Origin of the sequence: Micromonospora sp. DSM 45708, from assembly GCF_039566955.1 — a bacterium.
GTDB lineage: Bacteria > Actinomycetota > Actinomycetes > Mycobacteriales > Micromonosporaceae > Micromonospora.
Map to the genome: position 1 here is coordinate 6,960,496 of NZ_CP154796.1, position 26,196 is coordinate 6,986,691.

Below are 26,196 nucleotides of genomic sequence, written 5' to 3' on the forward strand. Positions count from 1 at the left end.
TGATGATCGAGTCGACGGTGCGGGCGTTGCGGGACGGCGGCCTGGACCCGGAGCGGGTCCGGCGGGTCGTGGTCGACGCGCTGACCGAGGACCTGGGCGCGGACTTCCTCGACGTGACGAGCGTCGCCACCGTCCCGGTCGAGCAGCGGGACACGGCCGACCTGGTGGCGCGCGAGGACGGCGTGGTGGCCGGGTTGCCGGTGGCCGCCGCCGTGTTCGAGCTGGTGGGCGACGTGACCGGCGCCGGCCGTACGGTCGAGGTGTCGCTGGTGGCCCACGACGGTCAGCGGGTGGCGCGCGGCGACGTGCTGGCGACCGTGACCGGGCCGACCCGGCTGCTGCTCACCGCCGAGCGGACGGCGCTCAACCTGCTCTCCCGGATGTCCGGCGTGGCGACGCATACCCGGGCCTGGGCCGACGCGCTGGCCGGCACGAAGGCGATGGTGCTGGACACCCGCAAGACCACGCCGGGGTTGCGCGCGCTGGAGAAGTACGCGGTCCGGGCCGGCGGCGGCACCAACAAGCGGATGGGCCTGCACGACATCGCCATGATCAAGGACAACCACAAGCTGGCGGCCGGCGGGATCGCGCCCGCGTTCCGGCGGGTCCGGGAGGCGTTCCCGGACGTGCCGGTGCAGGTGGAGGTGGACACGCTGGCCGAGGCGGTGGAGGCGGTCGAGGCCGGGGCGGGCTTCCTGCTGCTGGACAACATGACCCCGGCGCAACTGCGCGAGGTGGTGGCCGTGGTGGGCGACCGGGCGGAGCTGGAGGCGACCGGCGGGCTGACCCTGCCGGTGGCGGCCGAGTACGGCGCGACCGGCGTCGACTTCCTCTCCGTCGGCGCGTTGACCCACTCCTCGCCGATCCTCGACATCGCCCTCGACCTGCGCGAGGAATGACCGTCTAGGCTGCCGCTGTGCTGCTCTGCATCGACATCGGAAACACCAACACCGTGCTGGCGACCTTCGACGGCGACAAGCTGGTGCACTCGTGGCGGATCAAGACCGACGCCCGTTCCACCGCGGACGAGCTGGGCCTGATGTTCCGCGGGCTGCTGGCCGGTGACGCCGTGGAGATCACCGGGGTGGCCGCCTGCTCGACCGTGCCGGCCGCGTTGCGGTCGCTGCGCACCATGCTGAGCCGCTACTACGCCGACCTGCCCAGCGTGATCGTCGAGCCGGGGGTCCGGACCGGCGTGCAGCTCGCCATCGACAACCCGAAGGAGGTGGGCGCGGACCGGGTGGTCAACACGCTGGCCGCGTACACGCTCTACGGCGGGCCGTCGATCGTGGTCGACTTCGGCACCACCACCAACTTCGACGTGATCAGCGGCCGGGGCGAGTTCCTCGGCGGGGCGTTCGCGCCCGGCATCGAGATCTCCTTCGACGCGCTGGCCGCCCGCGCCGCGCAGTTGCGCAAGGTGGAGGCCACCCGGCCGCGCTCGGTGATCGGCAAGAACACGGTCGAGTGCCTCCAGTCCGGCCTCTACTTCGGCTTCGCCGGCCAGGTGGACCGGATCGTCGAGCGGATGTCCGAGGAGTTGGGCGAGGTGAAGGCGGTGATCGCCACCGGCGGGCTGGCCTCGCTGGTGGTGGGCGAGTGCCGCACCATCACCCACCAGGAGCCGATGATCACCCTGATCGGGTTGCGGATGGTCTACGAGCGCAACACCTGACGTCAGCGCCGCCGCGCGCGGAGCACGATCGTGCGGTACGGCAGCTCCACGGTGGCCCGGCCGGTCAGCTCGGGGTGGGTGGCGAACAGCTCGGCCAGCCCGGCGTCGACGCGCGTCCGTTCCGCCGGCGTGGCGGTCAGCCAGTAGGAGCGGGTGTGCAGCATGGCCACCAGCTCGTCCGGCGTGAGCGTGGTGGCGTGCGTGAACTCGCCCACCTCGACCGGGGTGAAGGCGGCGCCGAAGTCGGCGTACCGCTCGGTCACGTCGCCCGCGTTGTGGTCGAGGTGGGCGATCCGGGTCAGCTCCGCCACCCAGCCGACCCGCTCGTCCCGGACGTTCCACACCGGCGCGAACGTGCCGCCCGGGCGCAGCACGCGGGCGACCTCGGCATGCGCGCGTGCCCGGTCGAACCAGTGGTAGGCCTGCCCGACCAGCACCGCGTCGGCGGTGTCGTCCGGCAGCGGCACCGCCTCCGCGCTGCCGGCCAGCGCCGTCGTGCCCGGCGTGCCGGCCGCCAGTTGCGCCCGCATCCCCGGATCGGGTTCCACGGGTACGACGTGGTGCCCGAGCGCCGCCAGGCCGCGGGTGAGGATGCCGGTGCCGGCGCCGAGGTCCACCACCCGGGCCGGGGCCGGCGACCCGTCCAGCGCCCAGCGCAGTGCCGCCTCGGGATAGCGGGGCCGGAATCGGTCGTACTCGGCGGCGGCGGTGCCGAACGACAGCGCCGCAGTGGGGTCCGTCATGGCGGGCAGGTTATCCCGTAACGGCCGGCACGCCGCTTGAGTACGCTCATGGGCTGACCCCGCCGATGTTCCCCAAGGCTTGAGGAAGCGTGCCGTGACCGAGCAGAACGCCCTGCCAACCGACCCCGCCGACGACCTTCCCGAGCAGATGAAGGTCCGCCGGGAGAAGCGGGACCGGATGCTCGCCGAGGGCGTCGAGCCGTACCCGGTCGGCTTTCCCCGGACCACCACGCTGGCGCGGCTGCGTGAGCGCTACGCCGACCTGCCCACCGACACCGCCACCGGCGACCGGGCCTCGGTCACCGGGCGGGTGATCTTCATCCGGAACACCGGCAAGCTCTGCTTCGCCACGCTGCGTGACGGTGACGGCACGGAGCTCCAGGCGATGCTCTCGCTGGACCGGGTCGGCCCGGAGCGGCTGGCGGACTGGAAGCGCCTGGTGGACCTCGGCGACCACGTCGGCGTGACCGGCGAGGTGATCACCAGCCGGCGCGGCGAGCTGTCGGTGCTGGCCGACGAGTGGACGGTCACCGCCAAGGCGCTGCGCCCGTTGCCGGTGGCGCACAAGCCGCTGAGCGAGGAGTCCCGGGTCCGCCAGCGCTACGTCGACCTGGTGGTCCGTCCGCAGGCCCGGCAGATGGTGCGGACCCGGTCCGCCGCGGTCCGCAGCCTGCGGGACACCCTGCACGGGCAGGACTTCATCGAGGTCGAGACGCCGATGCTGCAACTGCTGCACGGCGGCGCGACCGCCCGGCCATTCGTGACCCACAGCAATGCGCTCGACACCGATCTGTATCTGCGAATCGCACCGGAACTGTTTCTCAAGCGGGCGGTCGTGGGTGGCGTCGACCGCGTCTTCGAGATCAACCGCAACTTCCGTAATGAGGGCATCGACTCCTCGCACTCGCCCGAGTTCGCGATGCTGGAGGCGTACCAGGCCTACGGCGACTACGACACGATGGCCGCGCTGACCCAGAATCTGGTGCAGCAGGCCGCCATCGCGGTCGCCGGCTCGACCGTGGTGACCCACGCCGACGGCCGCGAGTTCGACCTGGGCGGCGAGTGGCGGTCGGTGACGCTGTTCGGTGTTCTTTCCGAAGCGCTCGGTGAGGAAGTCACCGTCCGCACCGAAAGGTCACGCCTGGTCGAGTACGCGGACAAGGTCGGCCTCCCCGTCGACCCGAAGTGGGGTCCCGGCAAGCTGGCCGAGGAGTTGTTCGAGGAACTGGTGGTGCCGTCCCTGGAGGCGCCCACGTTCGTCCGCGACTACCCGGAGGAGACCAGCCCGTTGACCCGGGCGCACCGGAGCGAGCCCGGTCTGGCCGAGAAGTGGGACCTCTACGTGCTCGGTTTCGAGTTGGGCACCGCGTACTCCGAGCTGGTGGACCCGGTCGTGCAGCGGGAGCGGCTGGTGGCCCAGGCGCAGCTCGCGGCACGTGGCGACGACGAGGCCATGCGACTCGACGAGGACTTTCTCCGGGCGATGGAGTACGGAATGCCGCCGGCCGGCGGTATGGGAATGGGAATCGACCGGCTCCTGATGGCGCTGACCGGCCTGGGAATTCGGGAAACCATCCTGTTCCCCTTGGTCCGGCCGGAGTAGTAGGGCCGCAAAGCTTCGCCGGCTTGTTACGCCGTCCTATTGACGGAGCAAGCATCGGGCAGGTTATCGTGCTCAGAGTAATGCAGGAGCGCAACCCTGCTCGAAAGGAATGTGGGACGTGGCCAAGCAGATCATTCACAAGCTGGTCGATGACCTGGACGGCGGGGACGCTGACGAGACTGTCAAGTTCGCGCTGGACGGCGTGCAGTACGAGATCGACCTCTCGGCTTCCAACGCTGAAAAATTGCGCGATGCATTCGCGCAGTACATCGCGCACGGCACGAAGGTCGGTCGCGGCGGAGTGGTCGTGGGTGGCCGGGCCGCGCGTGGCCGGGGCGGCGCGACCGCCGACCGCGAGCAGAACCGGGCCATCCGCGAGTGGGCCAAGAAGGCCGGCAAGGACATCTCCGACCGGGGTCGGATCCCGCAGGAGATCGTGGACGAGTACCACGCCAAGGCGGGGCACTGACCCCGACGCACGCGACGGCGACTGACGCCGGCCCGGAGGACGACTCCGGGCCGGCGTCGCCGCTTTCGACCTTTTCGTGTCCGATGTCCGCTTCCCGGTCGGGTGTCGGTGGGCGGGTCGGCCGGCCCGTCCGGCACGGGAAGAATCCGGCGTCCGGGGGAGTTGTCCACAGGCGGTGGAGAATCCGTCCACAGGCTGTGGACGACCGCGGCGGGCGCGTCGGCGCCGCCGGAGCCCGCTCGACCGGGCTCTCCGCCGGAGGTCGAATTTCGCTCTGCGCGTACAGGCGGGGGTCCCGGAACACCTCCTGAGCGTGGACGGTTGGCAGAAACGACGTCGGAACGGTCATCGGCGGGGTCACACGACCTCAGCGGAGACGGTCCGCGGCGATAGAGTAAGGAGGCACGGACGCCCGTCCCGGACGTCCGCGCACCGGCCCCGCCGAGATCTGACCATCAAGGCGCACGGCATGTGAGGAGCACGAGGGCATGTTCGAGCGGTTCACCGACCGAGCGCGACGGGTTGTCGTCCTGGCCCAAGAAGAGGCCCGGATGCTCAACCACAACTACATCGGCACGGAGCACATCCTGCTGGGCCTGATCCACGAGGGTGAGGGTGTCGCGGCAAAGGCCCTGGAGAGCCTCGGCATCTCCCTGGAGGGCGTCCGTCAGCAGGTCGAGGAGATCATCGGCCAGGGCCAGCAGGCGCCGAGCGGGCACATCCCGTTCACGCCGCGGGCCAAGAAGGTGCTGGAGCTGTCGCTGCGCGAAGCGCTCCAGCTCGGCCACAACTACATCGGCACCGAGCACATCCTGCTCGGCCTGATCCGTGAGGGCGAGGGCGTGGCCGCCCAGGTGCTGGTCAAGCTCGGCGCCGACCTCAACCGGGTCCGCCAGCAGGTGATCCAGCTGCTCTCCGGCTACCAGGGCAAGGAGCCGGCCGCGGCGGGCGCCGCGCCGGGCGAGGCCGCGCCGTCGACCAGCCTCGTGCTGGACCAGTTCGGCCGCAACCTGACCCAGGCCGCCCGCGAGGGCAAGCTCGACCCGGTCATCGGGCGCGAGAAGGAGATCGAGCGGGTCATGCAGGTGCTGTCCCGCCGCACCAAGAACAACCCGGTGCTGATCGGTGAGCCCGGCGTCGGCAAGACCGCCGTGGTGGAGGGGCTGTCCCAGAAGATCATCAAGGGCGAGGTGCCCGAGACGCTGAAGGACAAGCAGCTCTACACGCTCGACCTCGGCGCCCTGGTGGCCGGTTCGCGTTACCGCGGTGACTTCGAGGAGCGCCTCAAGAAGGTGCTCAAGGAGATCCGCACCCGCGGCGACATCATCCTGTTCATCGACGAGATCCACACCCTGGTCGGCGCGGGCGCCGCCGAGGGCGCGATCGACGCCGCCAGCATCCTCAAGCCGATGCTGGCCCGCGGCGAGCTGCAGACCATCGGCGCCACCACGCTCGACGAGTACCGCAAGCACCTGGAGAAGGACGCCGCGCTCGAGCGCCGCTTCCAGCCGATCCAGGTGGGTGAGCCGTCGCTGGCCCACACCATCGAGATCCTCAAGGGCCTGCGGGACCGCTACGAGGCGCACCACCGCGTCTCGATCACCGACGCGGCTCTCGTGGCCGCCGCGACCCTCGCCGACAGGTACATCTCCGACCGGTTCCTGCCGGACAAGGCGATCGACCTGATCGACGAGGCCGGTGCCCGGATGCGCATCCGCCGGATGACCGCGCCGCCGGACCTGCGTGACTTCGACGAGCGCATCGCCCAGGTGCGCCGCGACAAGGAGTCCGCGATCGACGCGCAGGACTTCGAGCGGGCGGCTCAGCTCCGCGACAAGGAGAAGCAGCTCCTCGGCCAAAAGGCCCAGCGGGAGAAGGAGTGGAAGGCCGGTGACCTGGACGTCGTCAGCGAGGTCGACGACGAGCAGATCGCCGAGGTGCTCGGCAACTGGACCGGCATCCCGGTCTACAAGCTGACCGAGGAGGAGACCTCGCGCCTGCTGCGCATGGAGGACGAGCTGCACAAGCGCGTCATCGGCCAGGAGGACGCGGTCAAGGCGGTCTCGAAGGCGATCCGGCGTACCCGGGCCGGCCTGAAGGACCCGAAGCGCCCGTCCGGCTCGTTCATCTTCGCCGGCCCGTCCGGCGTCGGTAAGACCGAGCTGTCCAAGGCGCTCGCCGAGTTCCTCTTCGGCAGCGAGGACGCCCTCATCCAGCTGGACATGTCCGAGTTCCACGACCGCTACACGGTCTCCCGGCTGGTGGGTGCCCCTCCCGGCTACGTCGGCTACGACGAGGGCGGCCAGCTGACCGAGAAGGTGCGCCGCCGGCCGTTCTCGGTGGTCCTCTTCGACGAGATCGAGAAGGCCCACCCGGACGTGTTCAACACGCTCCTCCAGATCCTGGAGGACGGGCGTCTCACCGACGGCCAGGGCCGGATCGTGGACTTCAAGAACACGGTCATCATCCTGACCACCAACCTCGGCACGCGCGACGTCGCCAAGGCGGTCTCCCTGGGCTTCCAGGCCTCGGAGGACTCCGAGTCGAACTACGACCGGATGAAGCAGAAGGTCAACGACGAGCTCAAGCAGCACTTCCGGCCCGAGTTCCTGAACCGGATCGACGACACCATCGTCTTCCACCAGCTGCGCGAGATCGAGATCCTCTCGATCGTGGACATCATGATCCAGCGGATCGAGGGCCAGCTGCGCAACAAGGACATGGGTCTGGAGCTGACCGACAACGCCAAGAAGTACCTGGCGAAGAAGGGCTTCGACCCGGTGCTGGGCGCACGGCCGCTGCGTCGCACGATCCAGCGCGACATCGAGGACAACCTGTCCGAGCGGATCCTCTTCAACGAGCTGACCCCGGGTCAGATCGTGGTGGTGGACTGCGAGGGCGACCCGGAGAACATCGACAAGTCCAAGCTTGTCTTCCGGGGCGCGGACCGGCCGGACGCCGTGCCGGACGCGGTCCCGGCGGATCTCGGCGCCGCCGCCACCGGCGCGGACGACGCCGCCGCGTAAGGCGGGCGAGTTTCCAGGGCGACGGCCCCGGTCGGCGAGAGCCACCGGGGCCGTCGCCTTTCTCCGTCCGGGCCCGTCAGCCCTCAGTGATCAAGGAGTTTGCGTCGTTGCGGAGGCCCGTCGCGACGCGAACTCCTTGATCAACGCTCGATGCGGGTCCGGGTGGCCGTCAGGGGAGGGGGACCGGGGGGCCGTCGCCGGCCAGCCGGAAGGACTCCGCGCCCACCGGTTCCACCAGTCCGTCGGTGACCAGCCCGGCCAGCGCCCGGGCCCGCTGCACGTCGTCGTGCCAGACCTGGTCCAGCCGCTGGTGCGGCACCGGTCCACTGGTGTCCCGGAGCACCGCCAGGAGCAGGCCGCGTACCTGCCGGTCGGTGCCGGCGTAGCGCTGCGGCCGGCGGGTCGGCCCGGCCGGGGCGGTCTGCCCGGACGCCCGCCAGGCACAAGTGGACTCGACCGGGCACACCGCGCAGCGGGGCGTGCGGGCGGTGCAGACGACCGCCCCGAGTTCCATGAACGCGGCGCTGGCCAGGGCCGCCGCGGCCGGCTCGACCGGCAGCAGTTCCTCGGTGGCGACCAGGTCGGCGGGCCGGGTGGTCGGGCCGGCGTCCGGCTCACCGGCGACCGCCCGGCACACCACCCGCCGGACGTTGGTGTCGACCACCGGGTGCCGCTGCCCGTACGCGAACGCGGCCACCGCCCGGGCCGTGTACGTGCCCACGCCGGGCAGCGCCAGCAACTGGTCCAGCCGGTCGGGCACCACGCCGCCGTGCCGTTCCACGACGGCCACCGCGCACTCGCGCAGGCGTACCGCCCGGCGGGGGTAGCCGAGCCGGCCCCACATCCGGATCGCCTCGGCCGGGGTGTCCTCGGCCAGCGCACGCGGCTCCGGCCAGCGGGCCAGCCACGCCTCCCAGGCCGGCACCACCCGGACCACCGGGGTCTGCTGGAGCATGACCTCGCTGACCAGGATCGCCCAGGCGCCGATGCCGGGCTTGCGCCAGGGCAGGTCACGGGCGTTGCGCTCGTACCACCGGCTGACCTGGGTGGCGAAGGTGGGCTCAGTCATGGCGGTGCCGATGATGTCACGGGTGGCTTTCCCGCTGGTTGGGCGGGCCGGGTGGGCCGGCGCGGCGGGACTTCGGCGGCGCGGCAGAATGTCCGAATGAACGAGCTCGCGATCACCGTCATCGGCCGGGACCGGCCGGGCATCGTCGCCGACGTCGCGGAGGCCCTCGCCCGGCTCGGCGCGAACCTCACCGACTCGACGATGACCCGGTTGCGCGGCCACTTCGCGATGACGCTGATCTGCGTGGGCCCGACCGCCGCCGACGTCGAGGCCGCGTTGGCCCCGCTCGCCGCCGACGGGTACCTGCTGGCCACCGTGCGCGCGGTCGCCCCGGACGGCGCCAGCGTGCCCGCCGGTGAGCCGTACGTGCTCGCGGTGCACGGCGCGGACCGGATGGGCATCGTGGCGGCGATGACCCGGGTGCTGGCCGACGCCGGCGGCAACGTGACCGATCTGAGCACCCGGCTGACCGGCTCGCTCTACGTGGTGGTCGCCGAGGTGGAGTTGCCGCCGGGCAGCTCGGACGAGGTGGCCGGGCGGCTCACCCGGGCGGCGGCCGAGCTGGGTGTCGGCGTCAGCCTCCGCCCGGCGGACTCGGACCTGCTGTGACCTCCGGGGGGTACGCCGGCCTGGGCGGCTGGACACCGGAGAAGCTGGGCGTCCCGGGTGAGGTCCGTCCGGTGGTCGCCGCCCCGGAGCCGGTGCTGAGCCGGCCCGGCCCGGAGGTCGATCCCACCTCGGACGAGGTGGTGCGACTGGCCGCCGACCTGGTGGCCACCATGCGCGTCTCGCCGGGCTGTGTGGGCCTGGCGGCGCCGCAGGTCGGGGTGAGCGCCCAGGTGTTCGTGGTGGACGTGACCGGGCATCCGAAGGCGGTCACCGTGCACGGCACGTTCGTGCTCTGCAACGCCCGGGTGGTGGAGGCGAGCCGGTGGAAGGCCGGCCGTGAGGGCTGCATGTCGGTGCCGGACCTGACCGGCGACGTGAAGCGGGCCAGTCGCCTGGTGGTGGAGGGGGCGCTGCCGGGCAGCGGGGAGCCGGTGCGGTTGGTGACCGACGGTTTCGAGGCGCGTGCGCTCCAGCACGAGATCGACCACTGCACCGGGTTGCTCTTCCTCGACCGGGTCGCCGGGGCGCACGCCATCTACCAGCGTCAGGTCTACCTCTGACCGACCCCGTGGTGATCCACAGTGGACGTCCGGATCGGGGTGACGCGCGGTCACCGGCGCGTCGGACCGGCGCGCCGAGCGCCGCGCGACTACGGTAGGCGCATCATGCGTCTGACGGTCGGCCCCCTGCCCCCCACCGTGTACTGGCGGCGTCGTGCCGTCGTGCTCGGCGCGGGCGTGCTCTTCCTGATTGTCCTGCTCTACTCCTGCACCGGCACGGACCGCAACGCCGGCGGGCCGGGCGGGGGTGACCCGTCACCGGGCGGCTCCGCGGGGGCGGCCCCGGGCCCGTCCGGCTCGGTGCTGACCCCGCAGACGGCCAGTCCGTCGCCGGCGCCTGATGCCTCCGGTGGTGACACCGGCGCCGACGGCGGCGGCACGAGCAGCAGCGGCGGGGGCACGAACACCGGGGGCGGTACGAACACCGGGGGCGGTACGAACACCGGCGGCGGATCGGGCCCGGGCGACGGTGGCGCGTCCGGCGAGCCGGTTTCCGCCGACGGCGCCTGCACCGACGCCGAGCTTCAGGTGACGCCGGTCGCGGTGCCGGCCACCGCCCAGCGGGGCACGGTGGTCACGCTGCGCCTCAAGATCAAGAATGTCTCGAACCGCACGTGCAGCCGGGACGTCGGCGCCGATCTCCAGGAGCTCTACGTCAAGGCCGGCGCGGAGAAGATCTGGTCGTCGGACACCTGCGGCACCGGCAAGGGCTCGGATGTGCAGTCGTTCACGCCGAACTTCGAGCGCGCCTACGAGCTGGGCTGGAACGGGCGGGACACCAGCCGCTGCGCCGACGGGCTGGCCGCCGGCCCGTACGCCCCGATCGGCACGTACCAGGTCTTCGCCCGGGTCGGCACCAAGATCAGCGAGCCGGTGAAGCTGACCGTCACCGGCTGAGCCGGGTCAGACGTACCGCTCCAGGATGGATGCCTCGGCGAGCCGGGACAGGCCCTCGCGCACGCCCCGGGCGCGGGCGTCGCCCACCCCCTCGACCGCCTGGAGATCCTCCACGGTCGCACCGAGCAGCCGCTGGAGGCTGCCGAAGTGCACCACCAGCCGGTCGACCACGGCGGCGGGCAGTCGCGGCACCTTGGCCAGCAGGCGGAACCCGCGCGGGCTGACCGCCGCGTCGAGCGCGTCCGAGGCGGACGGGTAGCCGATCGCCTTGGCCACCGCCACCAGGTCGATCAGCTCGGTGGCGCTGAGCAGGTCCAGCTCGACCAGCGCCTCGTCGAGCGTGCGCGACTTGCGGCCGACCGGCAGGTAGTCGCGGATGACCAGGGTGCGGTCGGCGTCCACGCCGGCCATCAGCTCGTCCAGTTGAAGCGCCAGCAGCCGGCCGTCGGTGCCCAGCTCGACCACGTAGCCGGCGATCTCGTCGGCGATCCGCCGGACCATCTCCAGCCGCTGCACCACGGCCACCGCGTCGCGCACGGTGACCAGGTCCTCGATCTCCAGCGCGGAGAGCGTGCCGGAGACCTCGTCCAGCCGGAGCTTGTAACGCTCCAGCGTGGCCAGGGCCTGGTTGGCCCGGGACAGGATCGCCGCCGAGTCGTCCAGCACGTGCCGCTGACCGTTGACGTAGAGGCTGATGATCCGCATCGACTGGCTGACCGAGATGACCGGGTAGCCGGTCTGTCGGGCCACCCGCTCGGCGGTGCGGTGCCGGGTGCCGGACTCCTCGGTGGGGATGGACGGATCGGGCATCAGGTGCGCGCCGGCCTGGACGATCCGGGTGCCGTCGCTGGAGAGCACCACGGCGCCGTCCATCTTGCACAGCTCGCGGACCCGGGTGGCGGAGAACTCCACGTCCATCGGGAAGCCGCCGGTGCAGATCTGCTCGACCACCTTGTCGTAGCCGAGCACGATCAGCGCGCCGGTGCGACCGCGCAGGATGCGCTCCAGGCCGTCGCGCAGCGCGGTGCCCGGTGCCATCAGGGCGAGATTGGCCCGCAGCGGGTCGGCGCCGGCCCCGCCGACGCTGCCGGCGACGCTCACGCTGATGGCACGGGTGGGGTTGCCGCTCACGGCGCCGGTGCGGGCGTGCGGCGTCGCCGTTGCGGGCTTGGTGGCATCGCGGTCGATCGGCACGGGCACAGTCTACGGACTGCGGTGCGGTGGGTGCTCTCGTGGTTACTGTGATGTGTCGTGATGTCCGGCTCGGCGGGTCCCCGCCGGGCGGGGTGGCCTGTCCGGAATCGTCCGGCCGCTCCCGGCACGTGACTACGCACTGTCACTCCGCCGATGCCCGGGCAGCCGCCTGGAGCGCCGCCCGCACGTCCGTGACCTCGATCACCCGCATGTGCTCGGGGGCCACGCCGCTGCTGCCGGGGCCGCACCCGGGCGGGACCAGAGCCAGTCGGAAACCCAGCCGGGCGGCCTCGGCCAGCCGCCGGGGCACCGCGCCGACCCGGCGCACCTCACCGGTGAGCCCGACCTCGCCGATGGCGACCAGGTGCGGGTTGAGCGCGAGGTTGAGCCCACCCGACGCCACCGCGAGCGCCACCGCCAGGTCGGCGGCCGGCTCGACCACCCGGATGCCGCCCACCGTGGCGGCGAAGACCTCGCGGTCGTGCAGCGTCAGCCGTTCGGTGCGGCGCTGGAGCACCGCCAGGACCATGGCCAGCCGGGCGCTGTCGAGACCGGAGACCGTGCGCCGCGGCGAGCCGGCGACGGTGGCCCCGATGAGCGCCTGCACCTCGGTGACAAGCGCCCGCCGGCCCTCCATGGCCACCGTGACGCAGGTGCCCGGCACCGGCTCGGAATAGCGGGTCAGGAACAGGCCGGACGGGTCGGCCAGGCTGCTGATGCCGCCCTCGTGCATCTCGAAGCAGCCCACCTCGTCGGCGGCGCCGAACCGGTTCTTCACGCCGCGCACCATGCGCAGCGAGGAGTGCTTGTCGCCCTCGAAGTGGAGCACCACGTCCACCAGGTGCTCCAGCACCCGGGGGCCGGCCACCTGGCCGTCCTTGGTGACGTGCCCGACCAGCACGGTGGCGAGGCCCCGCTCCTTGGCCACCGACACCAGCGCCGCGGTGACCGCGCGCACCTGGGTCACGCCACCGGGCACGCCCTCGGTGCCGGTGGTGGAGATGGTCTGCACCGAGTCGAGCACCAGCAGCCCCGGCTTGACCGCGTCGAGGTGGCCGAGCACCGCCGCCAGGTCGCTCTCGGCGGCCAGGTAGAGCTGGTCGTGCAGGGTGCCCATCCGCTCGGCCCGCAACCGCACCTGGCTGACCGACTCCTCGCCGCTGACCACCAGCGACGGGCTGCCGGCCCCGGCCGCCCACTGCTGGGCCACGTCGAGCAGCAGCGTCGACTTGCCGACGCCGGGCTCACCGGCGAGCAGCACCACCGCGCCGGGAACCAGCCCGCCGCCGAGCACCCGGTCGAGCTCGCTGACGCCGGTCGGCCGGGCCCGGGCCGGCGCGGCGCTGATGGTGGCGATCGGCCGGGCCGGCTCGGCCGGCATCCGGGAGCTGACCACCCGGCCGGAGACCAGCGGGCCGGTGACCGTGGACTCGACCACCGAGCCCCACTCGCCGCACTCGGGGCACCGACCCATCCACTTGGGCGGCTGGTGGCCGCAGGCGTCGCACTCGTAGGCCGGGCGGGGTTCGCGGGCGGCGGCGCGACCGCGGCCGGCGCCGGCGCGGGACGGGGTCGATCGGGGCGTGGTCACCACCGGACGCTATCCGGCCGGTACGACGAACGCCCACCGCCGAGACGACGACACCGCCGCGTGGCGCTGGCCACCGCGGCGGTGTCGGACGGAACGGGTACGGCGTCAGCCGTGGCTGCCGCCCTCGGTGCCACCCTCTTCGGCGGAGTGCTCGCGCGGGTTGACGATCTGGGACGGCTGCGCCGGCGGGGTCAGCGGGACACCGATCGGCGCCGGGGTCTTGACCACCTTGCCGTCGCCGAAGTCGAAGGTCAGGTTGACCTGCTGGCCGACGAGGAGCTTCTGGTTCAGGCCGACGAGCTGGAGGAACCGCGGGTTGCCGTGGTTGAGCTGCGCGTAGCCGAGCGCCGGGATCTCGATCCGAGCGGGCTGGCCGGCGGGCGCCGACGCGCTCTCGGACGGCGACGCCTCCCCCGACGGCGACGCGCTGGACGAGGCGGACGGCGAGGCGGGCACCTCCAGCGACTGGCTGGGGGAGGCGCTGGGGTCGGCGGCGGTAGGCGACGCCGACGCCGGCTCGGTCGGCGAGCCGGTCGGGGTGGCCGCGCCGCTGGAGCCGGCCGCGCCGGTCAGCAGGATCTCGCGGGCGCTGTCGGTGGTGACGGTCACCGTCACCGGGGCCTCGCTGTCGTTGTAGATCACGACGTTCAGCGGCGCGTTCGCACCGGCCTGGTAGCCCTCCGGGCCGGGGAACTGCACGTAGAGCCCGCGCACCTTGTAGAGGTTGTCAGAGGTCTGGACGTTGACGCCCTGGACCGACGGGATCTTGTTGGCGGTCTCGGCCACCTGCCCGGCGCCGCACCCGGACAGCAGCAGGCTCGCCGCCGCCGCCGTGCCGGCCAGCAGCAGGGCCGGCCGCCGGGAACCCCTGATCGAGCGCGTCACGTCGGTCCTCCTCGTCACGATCCCCGCCCGGTCGACCCCCGGACACGGGGTGGCCATACCCGCGCAGACCGCGCTCCAGGGTAGTTGGAGCTGATCGAGGCCCGCACGCGGACCCGGCAATGCCACCTTCGGCGGCGACGGCTCAGACCACCCGGCCGTTCGCCACCAGCAGCACCACATCGATGAGCGCCACCACCAGCACCGCCCGGAAGGCGGCCACCGGCCGGCCGCCGGTCCCGGTGGCGGCGCGCCCGGCGTACCAACCGATGGCCGGCACCGCGACGGCGGCGGCGACCGCCGCCAGGCCGGTCCACGACGGCGGCCCGGGCGGACCGAGGACCAGCGCGACGGTGGCGGCGAGGAGCAGCCCGGCGGCGGCCAGTCGGCTGCCCGCGGGGCCCAGCCGGTGGGGCAGCCCACGCACCCCGGTCCGGGCGTCGTCGGCCAGGTCGGGCAGCACGTTCGCGAAGTGCGCCCCGGCACCCAGCAGCGCGGCGGCGGCCACCAGCCAGGCCGGCGGCGCGGCCGGGCCGGGCCGGGCCAGCACCACGAACGCGGGCAGCGCGCCGAACGAGACCGCGTAGGGCAGCACCGACACCGCCGTGGACTTCAACGGCTTGTTGTAGAGCAACGCGGAGACCAGCCCCAACGTGGCGCAGGCCGCCGCGGCCGGGCCGCCGGTCAGCGCCAGCAGCGGGGTGGCGACGGCGGCCACCGCGGTGGCCCGGGCCAGCGTCGGGCGGGCGACCGCGCCGGTGGTCACCGGCTTGTCGGTACGCCCCACCGCGGCGTCCCGGTCGGCGTCGACCAGGTCGTTGTTCCAGCCGACGGCGAGCTGGCTGGCCAGCACCGTCAGCGCCACCGTCGCCACCCCGACGGGGGTGTGCCCGACGCCGGCGGCGAGCAGCGCGGCGACCACGACGACCGCCACGGCCGGCTCCGGATGACTCGCTCTGACCAGCCCTAACACCCGCGTCGACATAAGGGAAGTCTGGTCGTTACCGGGGAGTCGTGCCACGCTCGGTCCATGCCCGAAGCGTCGCCGGTGCCCAGCCCGCACCGGGCGCTGTCCCCGAACGACCCCCGGCAGTACGACGACCTGGCCGGCGAGTGGTGGCGGCCCGACGGCGCGTTCGCCATGCTGCACTGGCTGGCCCGCGCCCGCGCCGCCCTGGTGCCACCGGCGTCCACCCGGGACGATCTGCTGGTCGACCTCGGCTGCGGGGCCGGGCTGCTGGCGCCGCACCTGGCCGGCAAGGGCTACCGGCACGTCGGTGTGGATCTGACCCGCTCCGCGCTCGACCAGGCCGCCGCGCACGGCGTGACGGTGCTCCAGGGCGACGCCACCGCCGTGCCGCTGGCCGACGGCTGCGCCGCCGTGGTCTCCGCCGGCGAGCTGCTGGAGCACGTGCCGGACTGGCGGCGGGCGGTGGCCGAGGCGTGCCGGTTGCTGCGACCCGGCGGGCTGCTGGTGCTGGACACGCTCAACGACACGCTGCTGGCCCGGCTGGTCGCGGTGGAGTTGGGCGAGCGGCTGCCGACCGTGCCGCGCGGCATCCACGACCACCGGCTGTTCGTGGACGCCCGCGCGCTGGTCGCCGAGTGTGCCCGGCACGGCGTGTCGTTGCGCCTGCGCGGGGTCCGGCCGGAGCTGGGCGGCACGCTGGCCTGGTTGCTGCGCCGGTGGCGGGGCGGTGACCGTCCGGTGCGGACGGAGCCGCGCATCGTGCCGACGCGGTCGACCGCGGTGCTCTACCAGGGCAGTGGACGCCGGCGCGGATAGCCGAGGTCACCGGGGGTAAGGGACGCCGAGAAGGGGGCGACATGACCGTGTACGCGCTGGAGGCGGCCCGCCGGTTGGCGCCGCGACTGGCCGCCCGGGCGGCCGGGCACGACCGGGACGGCTCGTTCCCGGTGGACGACTTCGCCGACCTTCGCCAGGCCGGCCTGTTCGGCCTGATGGTCCCGCGCGAGCTGGGCGGGCAGGGGGCGACCTTCGCCGAGTACGCCGCCGTCGCCACCGAACTGGCCCGGGGCAACGGGGCCACCGCGCTGGTGTTCAACATGCACGCCTCGGTCACCGGGGCGCTGGGCGCGGTGACCGAGGAACTGGCCGAGGCGCTCGGCGTACCGGAGGAGGCGCTCGCCGCCCGCGACCGGCTGTTGCGCGCGGCGGCCGACGGCGCCTGGTACGCGGTGGCGATGAGCGAGCGCGGGGCCGGCGCGCGGTTGTCCCAGCTCAGCACCGTCTACGAACCGGTCGACGGCGGTTGGCACCTCAAGGGCGCCAAGACGTTCTGCTCGGGTGCCGGCCACCCGGACGGCTACCTGGTGGCCGCGCGCAGCGCCACCGACCAGTCGGTGGTCTCCCAGTTCCTGGTCCCGGCCGGGGAGGGGATCACGGTCGAGCCGACCTGGGACTCGCTCGGGATGCGCGCCACCTCCTCGCACGACCTGCACCTGGACGTGACCGTGCCGGCCGACCGGCTGCTCGGCGGCGTGGAGGGGTTGGCGCTGGTGGTGGCCCAGCTCATGCCGCACTGGCTGGTGGCCAGCTACGCCGCCGTCTACGTCGGGGTGGCCCGGGCCGCGATCGACGCCGCCGCCGAGCACCTGAACACCCGCGGCCTGGCCGGCCTGCCGGCGGTCCGGGCCCGGCTGGGCCGGGCGGACGCGGCCACGGCCGCCGCCGAGCTGGTGGTCGCCGAGGCGGCCCGCCGGGTCGACGAGGAACCCGGCTCCGCCGAGACGAACCGCTGGGTGTGGCGGGCCAAGCTGCTGGCCGGCACCACGGCGGCCGACGTGGCGGCGTCCATGCTGGAGGCGGCCGGCACGTCGGCGACCCGCCGCGGTCATCCGTTGGAGCGCCTCTACCGGGACGCCCGGTGCGGCTCGCTGCACCCGGCCACCTCCGACGTGTGCGCCGACTGGCTCGGCATCGCCGCGCTCGGCGGCGACCCGGACCGGGACAGCGCGGTCCCTCGTTGGTAAGCCGGAGTTCGACGGCCGCAGGACTGAGCGAAGCTGAGGTGGGGGACGTGGGCGTACCGGTGATCGCGGGTCTGGGCATGGCGCTACCGCCGGGCACCGCGCAGGACGAGCTGTGGACGGGTTTCTTCGAGAAGCACTTCTCGGGCACCACGCGGGTGCTGGCCGAGAAGATCTTCGCCAACTCCGGGGTGACCCGGCGGCAGGCGGCGGTGAATCCGCTGCTGGAGGACGTCTCGGAGTGGCCGACCGAGCGCCGGATGCGCCGTTACCAGGTCGAGGCGTTGCCGCTCGGGAAGGAGGCGGTCAGCCGCGCGCTCACCGCCGCCGGCCTGGACGCCGGCGACGTCGGGCTGTTCGTGGTCTGCTCCTGCACCGGTTACGCGACGCCCGGCCTGGACATCCTGCTGGCCCGTGACCTCGGCATGGCCCCGGACACCCAGCGCATGTTCGTCGGGCACATGGGGTGCTACGCGGCGCTGCCGGGGCTCGGCGCGGCGAGTGACTTCGTCACCGCCCGGGGGCGGCCGGCGCTGCTGCTCTGCGCGGAGCTGACCAGCCTGCACATCCAGCCACCGGGCGCCCGGGTGGACACCCAGCAGATCGTCTCGCACGCGTTGTTCTCGGATGCCGCGGTCGCCGCCGTGGTCGTCCCGGGCGGCCCGGGGTACGCGTTGCGCGAGGTCACCTCCGTCACCGACACCTCCACCGCCGACCACATGACCTGGGACGTCACCGACACCGGCTTCCGGATGGGGCTGTCGCCGAAGGTGCCGAAGGTGCTGTCCCGGTTCGTCCGTGACCTGGTGGACGACCTGCTGGCCCGGCACGGCTGCGACCGGTCCGGGGTGGACGGCTGGGCGGTGCACCCGGGTGGTCCACGGATCCTCAACGTGGTGGAGCGCGAGCTGGATCTCCCGCCGACGGCGCTGGCGGCGTCCCGGGAGACGCTGGCCGAGCACGGCAACTGCTCGTCCCCGACGGTGCTGCTGATCCTGGACCGGCTGAGTCGTGCCCAGCCGCCGCCGCGCCGGGTGGTGATGCTCGCGTTCGGGCCGGGGCTGACGCTCTACGCGGCGTTGCTGGAGCGCACGGGCTGACGGGGTCGCCGTCGCGTCGATACGCTGCCCGGCATGGCCTCGGAGGAGCGGTTCCGGGCGGCGATGCTGGTCGGGCTGACCGTGTCGGCGTTGGCGCTCGGCGCGTGGTGGTGGCGGTCGGCGACGCCGTGGTTGGACACGACCGTCGGCCCCTCCGCCGACGACCGCGTCCGGTCCCGCGTCGATCTCGACGCCAGGACCGCGCCGGTGCTGCCGGAGCAGCCGGTCGGTCGGGGTTCGGTGGTGGTCGAGGTCGATCCCCGCACCGGCGAGGTGCGCCCGGGGCCGGGCCGTCCGGTGGTGGTCGACGTGGAGCCCGACGGCGGGACGCGCCAGGGGGACGTGTCGCACGTGGTGTGGCGGGAGACGTCCCGGCTGATGCCGGGTGGCCCGCCGGTCGTGCGGCAGGCGAATCCGTCCCGGGACGACGGGTACCGGCTGTCGGTGAGCTGCTCCGGCGACGGGGCCGTCTCGATGACGGTGACCGGGGCCGGTTCCAACGGCGTGGAGCGGGTGATGGGCTGCGGTGACCGGGTGAGCGTCTCGCTCCTGGGCGGCACGGGCGCGCCGGTGTGGGTGCGGTTCGTCGCGGTACGGGGCGAGATCGAGCTGGACGCGCGGATGGAGGCGCTCTACTAGCCGGGTTCAGCCGGCCAACCGGGCCAGGTCGGCCCGGTAGTCCGCCGTCGGCCCCAGTTCCGGCACCAGGCGCACGAGCGTGCCCCGTCGGTCCACGAGCAGCGCGGTGGCGGTGCCCGGACGGGCCGAGAGGTGCAGGTAGGAGCGCAGGCCGCCGGCCGGGTCGCCGAGCGGTCGTACGCCGGTCGCGGTGGCGGGTCCGGCGCGGCGGCCCTCGGTCACGGTGACCACGGTGACGCCGGCGGGCGCGGTGGCCGCCGCCGCGCCGACCTGCTCGGCGCAGGCGCAGGCGTCGACCAAAATGATCATGGCGGGGAGCAGGCCGCGCAGCGGCACCGGCGTGTCGTCGGCGCCGACCAGGTCGAGCGCGGGCAGCGGGCCGATCGCCGCCGGGGTGGACCGGGGCAGCACCGTCGGCGCGCCGGTGGTGCGGTGGGGTCGCGGCCAGGTGACGGCGGCCAACCCGGCGAGCGTGATCAACACCGAGGCCAGCAGCGCCAGCAGCGGGCGCGCGAACCGGGCCGGGCGTGCGTGGTGGCGGGGGTCGCGGCGCAGCTCGCGGCGGATCTGCCGGGCCTCGTCGGCGAGCGCCGAGGCGTCGTCGGGCACGACGACCCGGCCCCACTCCGGGGGCAGCCCCGGCAGGCCGTCCGCCGGCCCCTGGCCGTCAGCGTCAGGCACGCCCATCGGACCCCCAGGAACGTCTCGGCGAGCGGACGTCACGTCCTCCACCAGCGTCCCGCACCGGGGGCCGTACCGCCACACCTGGGCACGGGTGGAGTTACGGAGCTACCATGGAAGAAGCGCATTGCCCTAGATCTGTTCGCTCCGGTCGTTGCCCGTACCGGGTTGTTATTTGTTCGTCACGGAGCGTGGCTAAACCATCGTCTTGGCCTCCTGTCAAGCCGAAGAAATACCTCTCACAGGGCCCCTGAGCTGCGCCAACGATCAGGACAGCGGTGAGACATCGGTGCCTGAGCGTGTTACCCTAGACACAGCGAAAGGGGTTTCGAACCTATGGTTTTCAGTGTCGGCGAGACCGTTGTTTACCCCCACCACGGGGCCGCACTCATCGAGGCAATCGAGACTCGGGTCATCAAGGGCGAGCCCAGGGAGTACCTCGTCCTGCGGGTCGCGCAGGGTGACCTGACGGTCCGGGTGCCCGCTGAGAACGCCGAGATCGTGGGTGTGCGCGAGGTGGTCGGCGAAGAGGGCCTGGGCAAGGTCTTCGACGTGCTCCGTGCTCCGCACACCGAGGAGCCCACCAACTGGTCGCGGCGTTACAAGGCGAATCTGGAGAAGCTGGCCTCCGGCAACCCGCTGAAGGTGGCCGAGGTCGTCCGCGACCTGTGGCGCCGGGAGCGGGAGCGGGGCCTGTCGGCGGGCGAGAAGCGCATGCTCGCCAAGGCTCGTGACATCCTCGTGGGCGAGGTCGCGCTGGCCGAGAAGAGCACGAAGGACGAGGCGGAGTCGCTGCTCGACAAGGTGCTGACCGAAGCCTGATCCGCACCGCTGCCTCTACCCGCAGCACCCTGAACGAAACCGAGGACCGCGACGTGACCGCGCAGCTCAATCCGCGCGGTGACGTCGCGGTCCTCGTTCCCGCGGCCGGTGCCGGCGTACGCCTCGGCCCCGGTGCTCCCAAGGCGCTCCGGGCGCTCGGCGGCGAGCCGCTGCTGGTGCACGCCGTCCGCCGGATCGCCGCCGCACCGTCGGTGCACACGATCGTGGTGGCCGCGCCGGCCGCCGACGTCGAGTCGGTGCGGGCGTTGCTGGCCCCGGTGGCACCGGTGACCGTGGTGCCGGGTGGTGCCGAACGCCAGGCTTCCGTCGCGGCGGCGCTCGCCGCCGTGCCGCCCGGGCCGGAGATCGTCCTGGTCCATGACGCGGCCCGGGCGCTCACCCCGCCCGAGCTGGTCGAGTCGGTGGCTGCGGCAGTCCGCGGCGGGCACGACGCGGTGATCCCGGTGTTGCCGGTGGTCGACACGATCAAGGAGGTCGACGCCGCCGAGCGGGTGCTCGGCACCGTCGACCGGGCGGTCCTGCGCGCGGTGCAGACCCCCCAGGGCTTCCGCCGGCCGGTGCTGGCCGCCGCGCACCGGGCGGCCGGTGATCCGCTCACCGACGACGCCGGCCTGGTGGAGAAGCAGGGCGTCGCGGTGTTCTGCGTGCCCGGCTCCGAGCTGGCCCTGAAGATCACCCGCCCGTTCGACCTGACCCTGGCCGAACACCTCCTGGCCACCGGCGCCTGACCTTCCGCGCCCTCCGCCCTCCGCCCTCCGCCCTCCGGAGTTGACCAAGGGGTTTGCGTCGCCGTCCGGCCCGATGGTGACCCGAACTCCTTGATCATGGCGTCCGCGTACGCTCGGGTCATGATCGTTCCTCGGGTGGCCGTCGGCACCGACGTGCACGCGTTCGCGGCCGGTCGGCCCTGCTGGGTCGCCGGCCTGCACTGGCCCGACCAGGACGGCCTGGCCGGCCACTCGGACGCCGACGTGGTGGCGCACGCCGCCTGCAACGCGTTGCTCTCCGCCGCCGGCCTCGGCGACCTGGGCGCCAACTTCGGCGTCGACCAACCCGAGTGGGCCGGCGCCTCCGGGGTGGCGCTGCTGACCGAGAGCGCGCGCCGGGTACGCGCGGCCGGCTTCGTGATCGGCAACGTGTCCGTGCAGGTGGTCGGCAACCGGCCCCGGATCGGGTCACGCCGGGACGAGGCGCAGCGGGTGCTCTCCGAGGCGGCCGGCGCACCGGTCACGGTGTCCGCGGCGACCACCGACGGCCTGGGCTTCACCGGGCGCGGCGAAGGGCTCGCCGGCATCGCGGTGGCGCTGGTGTACGAGGCGCCGGCGGCGTGACCCGGCGACCGGGGACGCCGGCCGCCGGGTCGGGGGCTCAGTCCACGTCGGTGCAGACGTTGTGGGTCGTGCCGTGCAGCATCGTGATGGTCTTGTCGAAGGTGGGCGTGAACGCCACCCGGAACTGGCCGTCGACGATCCACAGCCCCTTCGGCAATGTGCCGGCGTTCTCCCGGAAGCCGAGCAGCACCGGGCCCGTGACGTACCAGGTCATCGACCCGTCCGTGCCGTGGACGACGAGTGAGGTGCCGCTCGCGTCGGCGGTGGAGGTGGCACCCGTCTCCAGGTTGGTCACCCGGTCGAGCAGGGCGCCGGTGAACAACTCCCGCTTCGGCGAGCCGTCCGGGTAGGTCGCCAGCGTCAGCTTCCGTACCTCGTCGACGATCGGCTCCACCCGTACCGCGAACGCACACCGGGCGCCGGCGGGCAGTTCGAACGCCTCCTGCGGCGCCGGCACCCAGGCCCCGGGGGCGCGGGCGGCGGCGGACGCCGGGCCGGGGAGAGCCGCGGCAACCGCCGTCACGACCGCCGCCACCGCGACGCTCATCCTCAATCGCATGGTCACTCCATCCGTGTCGCTGACCGGGACCGGACCAGGATCGTCCGGCCGGCTCACCACCGGCTCACCGCTTCCGGACCTCCGCCGGGCGATCGATGCGGGGTCCCGGACCGACGACCGGGCCCGCCCCACCACGCGCTCACCGCCGGGTGACAACCGCCGGGCGGGGCCTCCTCGTCCTGTTCGACATGGAGTTCCACCTGCTCGGGCCGTTCGAGGCCCACCACGACGGCCGGCCCGTCGAGATCGGCGTCCGACGTCAGGAGCGCTGCCTGCTCGGACTGCTGCTGCTCGACGCGGACCGGGTGGTGCCGACCGACCGTCTCGTCGACCTGCTCTGGAGCGGCCGGCCGCCCGCTGCGGCCCGTGGCGCGGTGCAGACGTACGTCGGGCGGTTGCGGGCCGCGCTGGGCCCGTACGGGGTGCGGATCAGCACCCGGGCCGGGGGCTACGTCGTCGACCGGGCCGGGCATCACGTCGACGTCGACGAGTTCGGGGACCTGGTCCGGGCGGCCGGCGTCGCCGCCGAGCCGGACACGCGGGTGCGGCTGCTCGACCGGGGACTGGCCCTCTGGCGGGGGCCGCTGCTCGCCGACGTGGCGGACGGTGAGTTGCGCGACCGGCTGCACGGGACCGTCGAGGAGCTTCGGCTGGTCGCGGTGGAGCTGCGCGCCGAGGCGCATCTGGCGTTGGGCCGGCACGGGCCGGCGATCACCGACCTGCTGCCGCTGGCGGCCCGGCACCCCACCCGGGAACAGCTCGTGGCGGTCCTGATGACCGCGCTGTACCGGGGGGCCCGGCGGGCCGAGGCGCTGCGGCTCTACCGCACCACCCGGGAGCGGCTCGCGGCGGACGTCGGCGTCGAGCCGGGGCCCCGACTGCGGGAGGTGCACCGCCGGGTGCTCGCCGGCGACGACCGGCTGGACCGGCCCGGTCGCCCGGTCTACGAGGTGCGGGTCCGCGACGAGAGCCTCCCCTGGAGCGTCGGCGGCCATCCCGCGCTGGACTTCTGCAACACGTTCGCGGGGTGGGGCCGCGGCACCCCCCTGCCCGGCGCGGAGTGGCTGCGCGGTTACCGGACGCTCGCCGTCTGGGCGGGCCACGTCGGGCTGACCGACGAGGCGTCGGTGAACCGCCTGCTGCACCTCGCCCGGCGTGACCCCGGCACCGCGGAGGCGGTGCTCGCCGAGGCCCGTACGCTGCGGGCCGCGCTCTACGCCAGCCTGGCCGATCCGGCGGACCGTCGGGCCTTCGACGCGGTGGCCCGCGCCGCCGGGTCGGCCGCCCGGTCGCTGGTGTTCCGGCGTACGGCGGACGGGCGCGGTCGCTGGTGGATCGACCTCGCCGCCGGGCTGCGACTGCCCGTGCACGCCGCCGCGTTCAGCGGCGCGCAACTGCTCGCCGATCCGAGCCGGCTCACGGTCCGGGCCTGCCCGGACGAGCGCTGCGGGTGGTTGTTCCTGGACGGGAGCGGCCTGCGCAGGTGGTGCAGCCTCGGGACCTGCGGGCGCCGGGCGGACGCGTCCTGTCGCAGCGCCTGACCGCGCTGCCGGGCACCCGGCGGGCCGGGGCGGCTAGGCTCGCCGGGATGCCGAGTGACGCCGCCCCCGACCAGTCCGCCGCCGACGGCTACCTGCAACGCGCCCACCTCCTGGCCGAGCTGGGCCGCTACGACGAGGGCATCGGCGAGCTGACCGCGCTGATCGCGGCGGAGCCCGCGCACCTCGCCGCGCTGACCATGCTGGCCCGGATGCAGCTCGCCGCCGGCCGTCCCGCCGAGGCGCTGACGGTGGCCGAGGCGGCGGTCGCCGCCGCGCCGGGTGACGCGCCCGCGCTGGTGGCACGCGGGTTCGCGCTGCTCGACCTGGAGCGCTGGAAGGCCGCCGCGAGCACCGCCGACGAGCTGCTGGCGCTCGACCCCACCGACGCGTACGCGCAGCGCAGCGCCGCCGCCATCCTGTCCGCCTCGCGTAACGGGCAGCCGGCGCTGGACGCGGCCTGGCGGGGTGTCGAGCTGACGCCGGACGAGCCGGAGGCGCACCTCGTGCTCGGCCTGGTCGCGGTCCGGCTGGAGCTGTTCGACCTGGCCGAGCGCGCCTACCGGGAGGCGTTGCGGCTGGACCCGGAGCTGGCCGGCGCGGGGCGGGAGGCGGGGGTGGTCCGGCTGGAGCGGCGGCGGTACGCGGAGACGCTGGAGCACCTGACCGAGGTGGCCGACATCTCCCCGACCGGCCCCGATCCGGTGCGGACCGTCGACGCGGGCGTACGCCGGCTCCTGCTGGCCGCCGCCGGCTGGTCACTGGCCGCCGCCGTGCTCGTCGCCGCGCTGGCCCCGACCGCGCCGGCCGTGTCCCGGCTGCTCGCGGTGCTGGCGGCGGTCGGGGTGGTGCTGCTGGCCTGGCGGCCGATGACCCGGTTGCCCGGCGTGCGGGACGCGATGTCGCGCGGACCGGCACCGGCGGTCTGGGCGGGGGCCGCCGCGCCGCTGCTGCTGGTGGTCTACGCGGTGGCCGGTGGCCCGTGGCCGCTGGTCGGGGCGGTCGGCGCATCGATGGTCGCCGGGTTCGTGGCGCTCACCCGGCGCTGAGCGGTATTCCCGCCGGCAGGGGTGAGGAAGCGTACGTGTGCCGGCCGGCGTTCCCGGGGTAGGAAGGTCGGATGCTGACTGTCAACGCCTACGCGGCGACCTCCGCGACCGACCCGCTCACGCCGACCACCATCGAGCGGCGGGACCTCGGACCGGACGACGTCCTCATCGACATCAAGTTCGCCGGCATCTGCCACTCCGACATCCACACCGCGCGCAGCGAGTGGGGCCCGACGCCCTACCCGATCGTGGTCGGCCACGAGATCGCCGGCGTGGTGCGGGAGGTCGGCTCCGCGGTGACGAAGTTCGCCGTCGGCGACCGGGTCGGCGTCGGCTGCATGGTCGACTCCTGCCGGGAGTGCGACAACTGCCGCCGGGGCCTGGAGCAGTACTGCCTCAAGGGCAACATCAGCACGTACGGGGCGGTCGGCCGGGACGGCCAGCCGACCCAGGGCGGCTACGCGCAGGCCATCGTGGTCACCGAGGACTTCGTGCTGCGCATCCCGGACGGCATCAGGCTGGACGCCGCCGCGCCGCTGCTCTGCGCCGGCATCACCACCTACTCGCCGCTGCGGCACTGGAACGCCGGGCCGGGCCGGAAGGTGGCCGTGATCGGCATGGGCGGCCTCGGCCACATGGCCGTCAAGCTGGCCCACGCCATGGGCGCCGAGGTGACGGTGCTCTCGCAGTCGCTGAAGAAGCGGGAGGACGGGCTGCGGCTCGGCGCCGACCACTACTTCGCCACCTCGGACGAGGGGACGTTCACGGAACTGGTCGGCTCGTTCGACCTGATCGTCAACACGGTCAGCGCGAGCATCGACCTGGACGCGTACCTGGGCCTGCTGGCCGTGGACGGGACGCTGGTCAACGTGGGCGCGCCGGAGGACGCGCTGTCGGTGCGCGCGTTCTCGCTGATCCCGGCCCGCCGGTCGTTCGCCGGCTCGATGATCGGCGGCATCGCGGAGACGCAGGAGATGCTCGACTTCTGCGCCGAGCACGGCCTGGGCGCCGAGATCGAGGTGATTCCGGCCGAGAAGATCAACGAGGCGTACGAGCGGGTGCTCGCGTCCGACGTGCGCTACCGCTTCGTCATCGACGCCTCGACGTTCTGACGCGCCGACGAGCGATGAGGGGCCGCGTCCGCGCG

General features: G+C 73.6%; 26 protein-coding genes. 18 read left to right on the top strand and 8 right to left on the bottom strand.

The window, feature by feature from the left end:
- The first annotated feature begins 2 nt into the window (after window positions 1-2).
- Both nadC and VKK44_RS30645 read left to right on the top strand, forming a co-directional pair.
- On the top strand, window positions 3-899 hold the full coding sequence (nadC, locus tag VKK44_RS30640) for a carboxylating nicotinate-nucleotide diphosphorylase (RefSeq protein WP_343444668.1): 897 nt from the start codon (window positions 3-5) through the stop codon (window positions 897-899).
- A 17-nt stretch (window positions 900-916) separates the two neighbouring features.
- Window positions 917-1,675, top strand: coding sequence for a type III pantothenate kinase (locus tag VKK44_RS30645; RefSeq protein ID WP_343444669.1), 759 nt, complete (start codon window positions 917-919; stop codon window positions 1,673-1,675).
- Window positions 1,676-1,677: 2 nt separating this feature from the next.
- Here VKK44_RS30645 and VKK44_RS30650 read toward each other — a convergent pair whose 3' ends face one another.
- A complete protein-coding gene (locus VKK44_RS30650) occupies window positions 1,678-2,418 on the bottom strand; it encodes a class I SAM-dependent methyltransferase (RefSeq protein WP_343444670.1) in 741 nt (246 codons plus the stop codon).
- A 94-nt stretch (window positions 2,419-2,512) separates the two neighbouring features.
- Here VKK44_RS30650 and lysS point away from each other — a divergent pair, with 94 nt between their 5' ends.
- The 3 genes from lysS to VKK44_RS30665 all read left to right on the top strand — a co-directional run bounded on the left by lysS (window position 2,513) and on the right by VKK44_RS30665 (window position 7,516).
- The gene (gene lysS, locus VKK44_RS30655; RefSeq protein ID WP_343444671.1) at window positions 2,513-4,021 is read left to right on the top strand and encodes a lysine--tRNA ligase; all 1,509 of its coding nucleotides are present in this window, start codon (window positions 2,513-2,515) and stop codon (window positions 4,019-4,021) included.
- 118 nt (window positions 4,022-4,139) lie between these two features.
- Window positions 4,140-4,490 carry a histone-like nucleoid-structuring protein Lsr2 gene (locus tag VKK44_RS30660; protein WP_343444672.1) on the top strand — a complete coding sequence of 117 codons (351 nt, stop codon included), beginning with the start codon at window positions 4,140-4,142 and terminating at the stop codon, window positions 4,488-4,490.
- Between the two features lie 488 nt (window positions 4,491-4,978).
- Entirely contained in the window at window positions 4,979-7,516 is a 2,538-nt protein-coding gene (locus VKK44_RS30665) for an ATP-dependent Clp protease ATP-binding subunit (RefSeq protein ID WP_343444673.1), read from the top strand.
- A gap of 169 nt (window positions 7,517-7,685) precedes the next feature.
- Here VKK44_RS30665 and VKK44_RS30670 read toward each other — a convergent pair whose 3' ends face one another.
- A complete protein-coding gene (locus VKK44_RS30670) occupies window positions 7,686-8,585 on the bottom strand; it encodes an HhH-GPD family protein (RefSeq protein ID WP_343444674.1) in 900 nt (299 codons plus the stop codon).
- Between the two features lie 96 nt (window positions 8,586-8,681).
- Here VKK44_RS30670 and VKK44_RS30675 point away from each other — a divergent pair, with 96 nt between their 5' ends.
- The 3 genes from VKK44_RS30675 to VKK44_RS30685 all read left to right on the top strand — a co-directional run bounded on the left by VKK44_RS30675 (window position 8,682) and on the right by VKK44_RS30685 (window position 10,651).
- Window positions 8,682-9,194: a glycine cleavage system transcriptional repressor gene (locus tag VKK44_RS30675; RefSeq protein WP_343444675.1), complete on the top strand. Its 513-nt coding sequence runs from the start codon at window positions 8,682-8,684 to the stop codon at window positions 9,192-9,194.
- Window positions 9,191-9,754: a peptide deformylase gene (locus tag VKK44_RS30680; protein ID WP_343444676.1), complete on the top strand. Its 564-nt coding sequence runs from the start codon at window positions 9,191-9,193 to the stop codon at window positions 9,752-9,754. The genes VKK44_RS30675 and VKK44_RS30680 overlap by 4 nt, the downstream gene beginning before the upstream one ends.
- A 105-nt stretch (window positions 9,755-9,859) precedes the next feature.
- Entirely contained in the window at window positions 9,860-10,651 is a 792-nt protein-coding gene (locus VKK44_RS30685) for a hypothetical protein (RefSeq protein WP_343444677.1), read from the top strand.
- A gap of 6 nt (window positions 10,652-10,657) precedes the next feature.
- Here VKK44_RS30685 and disA read toward each other — a convergent pair whose 3' ends face one another.
- The 4 genes from disA to VKK44_RS30705 all read right to left on the bottom strand — a co-directional run bounded on the left by disA (window position 10,658) and on the right by VKK44_RS30705 (window position 15,303).
- Window positions 10,658-11,845: a DNA integrity scanning diadenylate cyclase DisA gene (gene disA / locus VKK44_RS30690; protein WP_343444678.1), complete on the bottom strand. Its 1,188-nt coding sequence runs from the start codon at window positions 11,843-11,845 to the stop codon at window positions 10,658-10,660.
- Window positions 11,846-11,987: 142 nt separating this feature from the next.
- Complete coding sequence (radA, locus tag VKK44_RS30695) at window positions 11,988-13,436, bottom strand: DNA repair protein RadA (protein WP_343444679.1); 1,449 nt, start codon at window positions 13,434-13,436, stop codon at window positions 11,988-11,990.
- Window positions 13,437-13,541: 105 nt separating this feature from the next.
- Complete coding sequence (locus tag VKK44_RS30700; protein WP_343444680.1) at window positions 13,542-14,321, bottom strand: hypothetical protein; 780 nt, start codon at window positions 14,319-14,321, stop codon at window positions 13,542-13,544.
- A gap of 142 nt (window positions 14,322-14,463) precedes the next feature.
- On the bottom strand, window positions 14,464-15,303 hold the full coding sequence (locus tag VKK44_RS30705; protein ID WP_343444681.1) for a UbiA family prenyltransferase: 840 nt from the start codon (window positions 15,301-15,303) through the stop codon (window positions 14,464-14,466).
- 45 nt (window positions 15,304-15,348) lie between these two features.
- Here VKK44_RS30705 and VKK44_RS30710 point away from each other — a divergent pair, with 45 nt between their 5' ends.
- From VKK44_RS30710 to VKK44_RS30725, 4 genes are read left to right on the top strand one after another with little or no spacing between them, the layout of a single operon-like run.
- Window positions 15,349-16,104, top strand: a complete 756-nt coding sequence (locus VKK44_RS30710; RefSeq protein WP_343444682.1) for a methyltransferase domain-containing protein — start codon at window positions 15,349-15,351, stop codon at window positions 16,102-16,104.
- Window positions 16,105-16,145: 41 nt separating this feature from the next.
- The gene (locus VKK44_RS30715) at window positions 16,146-17,312 is read left to right on the top strand and encodes an acyl-CoA dehydrogenase family protein (RefSeq protein ID WP_343444683.1); all 1,167 of its coding nucleotides are present in this window, start codon (window positions 16,146-16,148) and stop codon (window positions 17,310-17,312) included.
- A gap of 38 nt (window positions 17,313-17,350) precedes the next feature.
- The gene (locus tag VKK44_RS30720) at window positions 17,351-18,409 is read left to right on the top strand and encodes a type III polyketide synthase (RefSeq protein ID WP_343444684.1); all 1,059 of its coding nucleotides are present in this window, start codon (window positions 17,351-17,353) and stop codon (window positions 18,407-18,409) included.
- A gap of 33 nt (window positions 18,410-18,442) precedes the next feature.
- Complete coding sequence (locus VKK44_RS30725; RefSeq protein ID WP_343444685.1) at window positions 18,443-19,048, top strand: hypothetical protein; 606 nt, start codon at window positions 18,443-18,445, stop codon at window positions 19,046-19,048.
- Window positions 19,049-19,054: 6 nt separating this feature from the next.
- On the opposite strand, the gene VKK44_RS30730 is transcribed toward VKK44_RS30725, so the two are convergent.
- Window positions 19,055-19,735, bottom strand: a complete 681-nt coding sequence (locus VKK44_RS30730; protein WP_343444686.1) for a hypothetical protein — start codon at window positions 19,733-19,735, stop codon at window positions 19,055-19,057.
- 330 nt (window positions 19,736-20,065) lie between these two features.
- Between VKK44_RS30730 and VKK44_RS30735 the strand changes: the two genes are divergently transcribed.
- The 3 genes from VKK44_RS30735 (at window position 20,066) to ispF (ending at window position 21,903) form a co-directional block, all read left to right on the top strand.
- Complete coding sequence (locus tag VKK44_RS30735) at window positions 20,066-20,551, top strand: CarD family transcriptional regulator (RefSeq protein ID WP_091610855.1); 486 nt, start codon at window positions 20,066-20,068, stop codon at window positions 20,549-20,551.
- A 53-nt stretch (window positions 20,552-20,604) separates the two neighbouring features.
- Window positions 20,605-21,300 (top strand): 2-C-methyl-D-erythritol 4-phosphate cytidylyltransferase, encoded by a 696-nt coding sequence (gene ispD, locus VKK44_RS30740; RefSeq protein ID WP_343444687.1) that lies wholly within the window; start codon window positions 20,605-20,607, stop codon window positions 21,298-21,300.
- A 120-nt stretch (window positions 21,301-21,420) separates the two neighbouring features.
- Complete coding sequence (ispF, locus tag VKK44_RS30745; RefSeq protein ID WP_343444688.1) at window positions 21,421-21,903, top strand: 2-C-methyl-D-erythritol 2,4-cyclodiphosphate synthase; 483 nt, start codon at window positions 21,421-21,423, stop codon at window positions 21,901-21,903.
- Window positions 21,904-21,940: 37 nt separating this feature from the next.
- On the opposite strand, the gene VKK44_RS30750 is transcribed toward ispF, so the two are convergent.
- The gene (locus VKK44_RS30750; RefSeq protein WP_343444689.1) at window positions 21,941-22,462 is read right to left on the bottom strand and encodes a hypothetical protein; all 522 of its coding nucleotides are present in this window, start codon (window positions 22,460-22,462) and stop codon (window positions 21,941-21,943) included.
- 188 nt (window positions 22,463-22,650) lie between these two features.
- Between VKK44_RS30750 and VKK44_RS30755 the strand changes: the two genes are divergently transcribed.
- The 3 genes from VKK44_RS30755 to VKK44_RS30765 all read left to right on the top strand — a co-directional run bounded on the left by VKK44_RS30755 (window position 22,651) and on the right by VKK44_RS30765 (window position 26,161).
- Entirely contained in the window at window positions 22,651-24,003 is a 1,353-nt protein-coding gene (locus VKK44_RS30755) for a BTAD domain-containing putative transcriptional regulator (protein WP_343444691.1), read from the top strand.
- A gap of 47 nt (window positions 24,004-24,050) precedes the next feature.
- Window positions 24,051-25,049, top strand: a complete 999-nt coding sequence (locus tag VKK44_RS30760; protein ID WP_343444693.1) for a tetratricopeptide repeat protein — start codon at window positions 24,051-24,053, stop codon at window positions 25,047-25,049.
- Window positions 25,050-25,120: 71 nt separating this feature from the next.
- Window positions 25,121-26,161 carry an NAD(P)-dependent alcohol dehydrogenase gene (locus VKK44_RS30765; RefSeq protein ID WP_343444694.1) on the top strand — a complete coding sequence of 347 codons (1,041 nt, stop codon included), beginning with the start codon at window positions 25,121-25,123 and terminating at the stop codon, window positions 26,159-26,161.
- Window positions 26,162-26,196 lie beyond the last annotated feature (35 nt).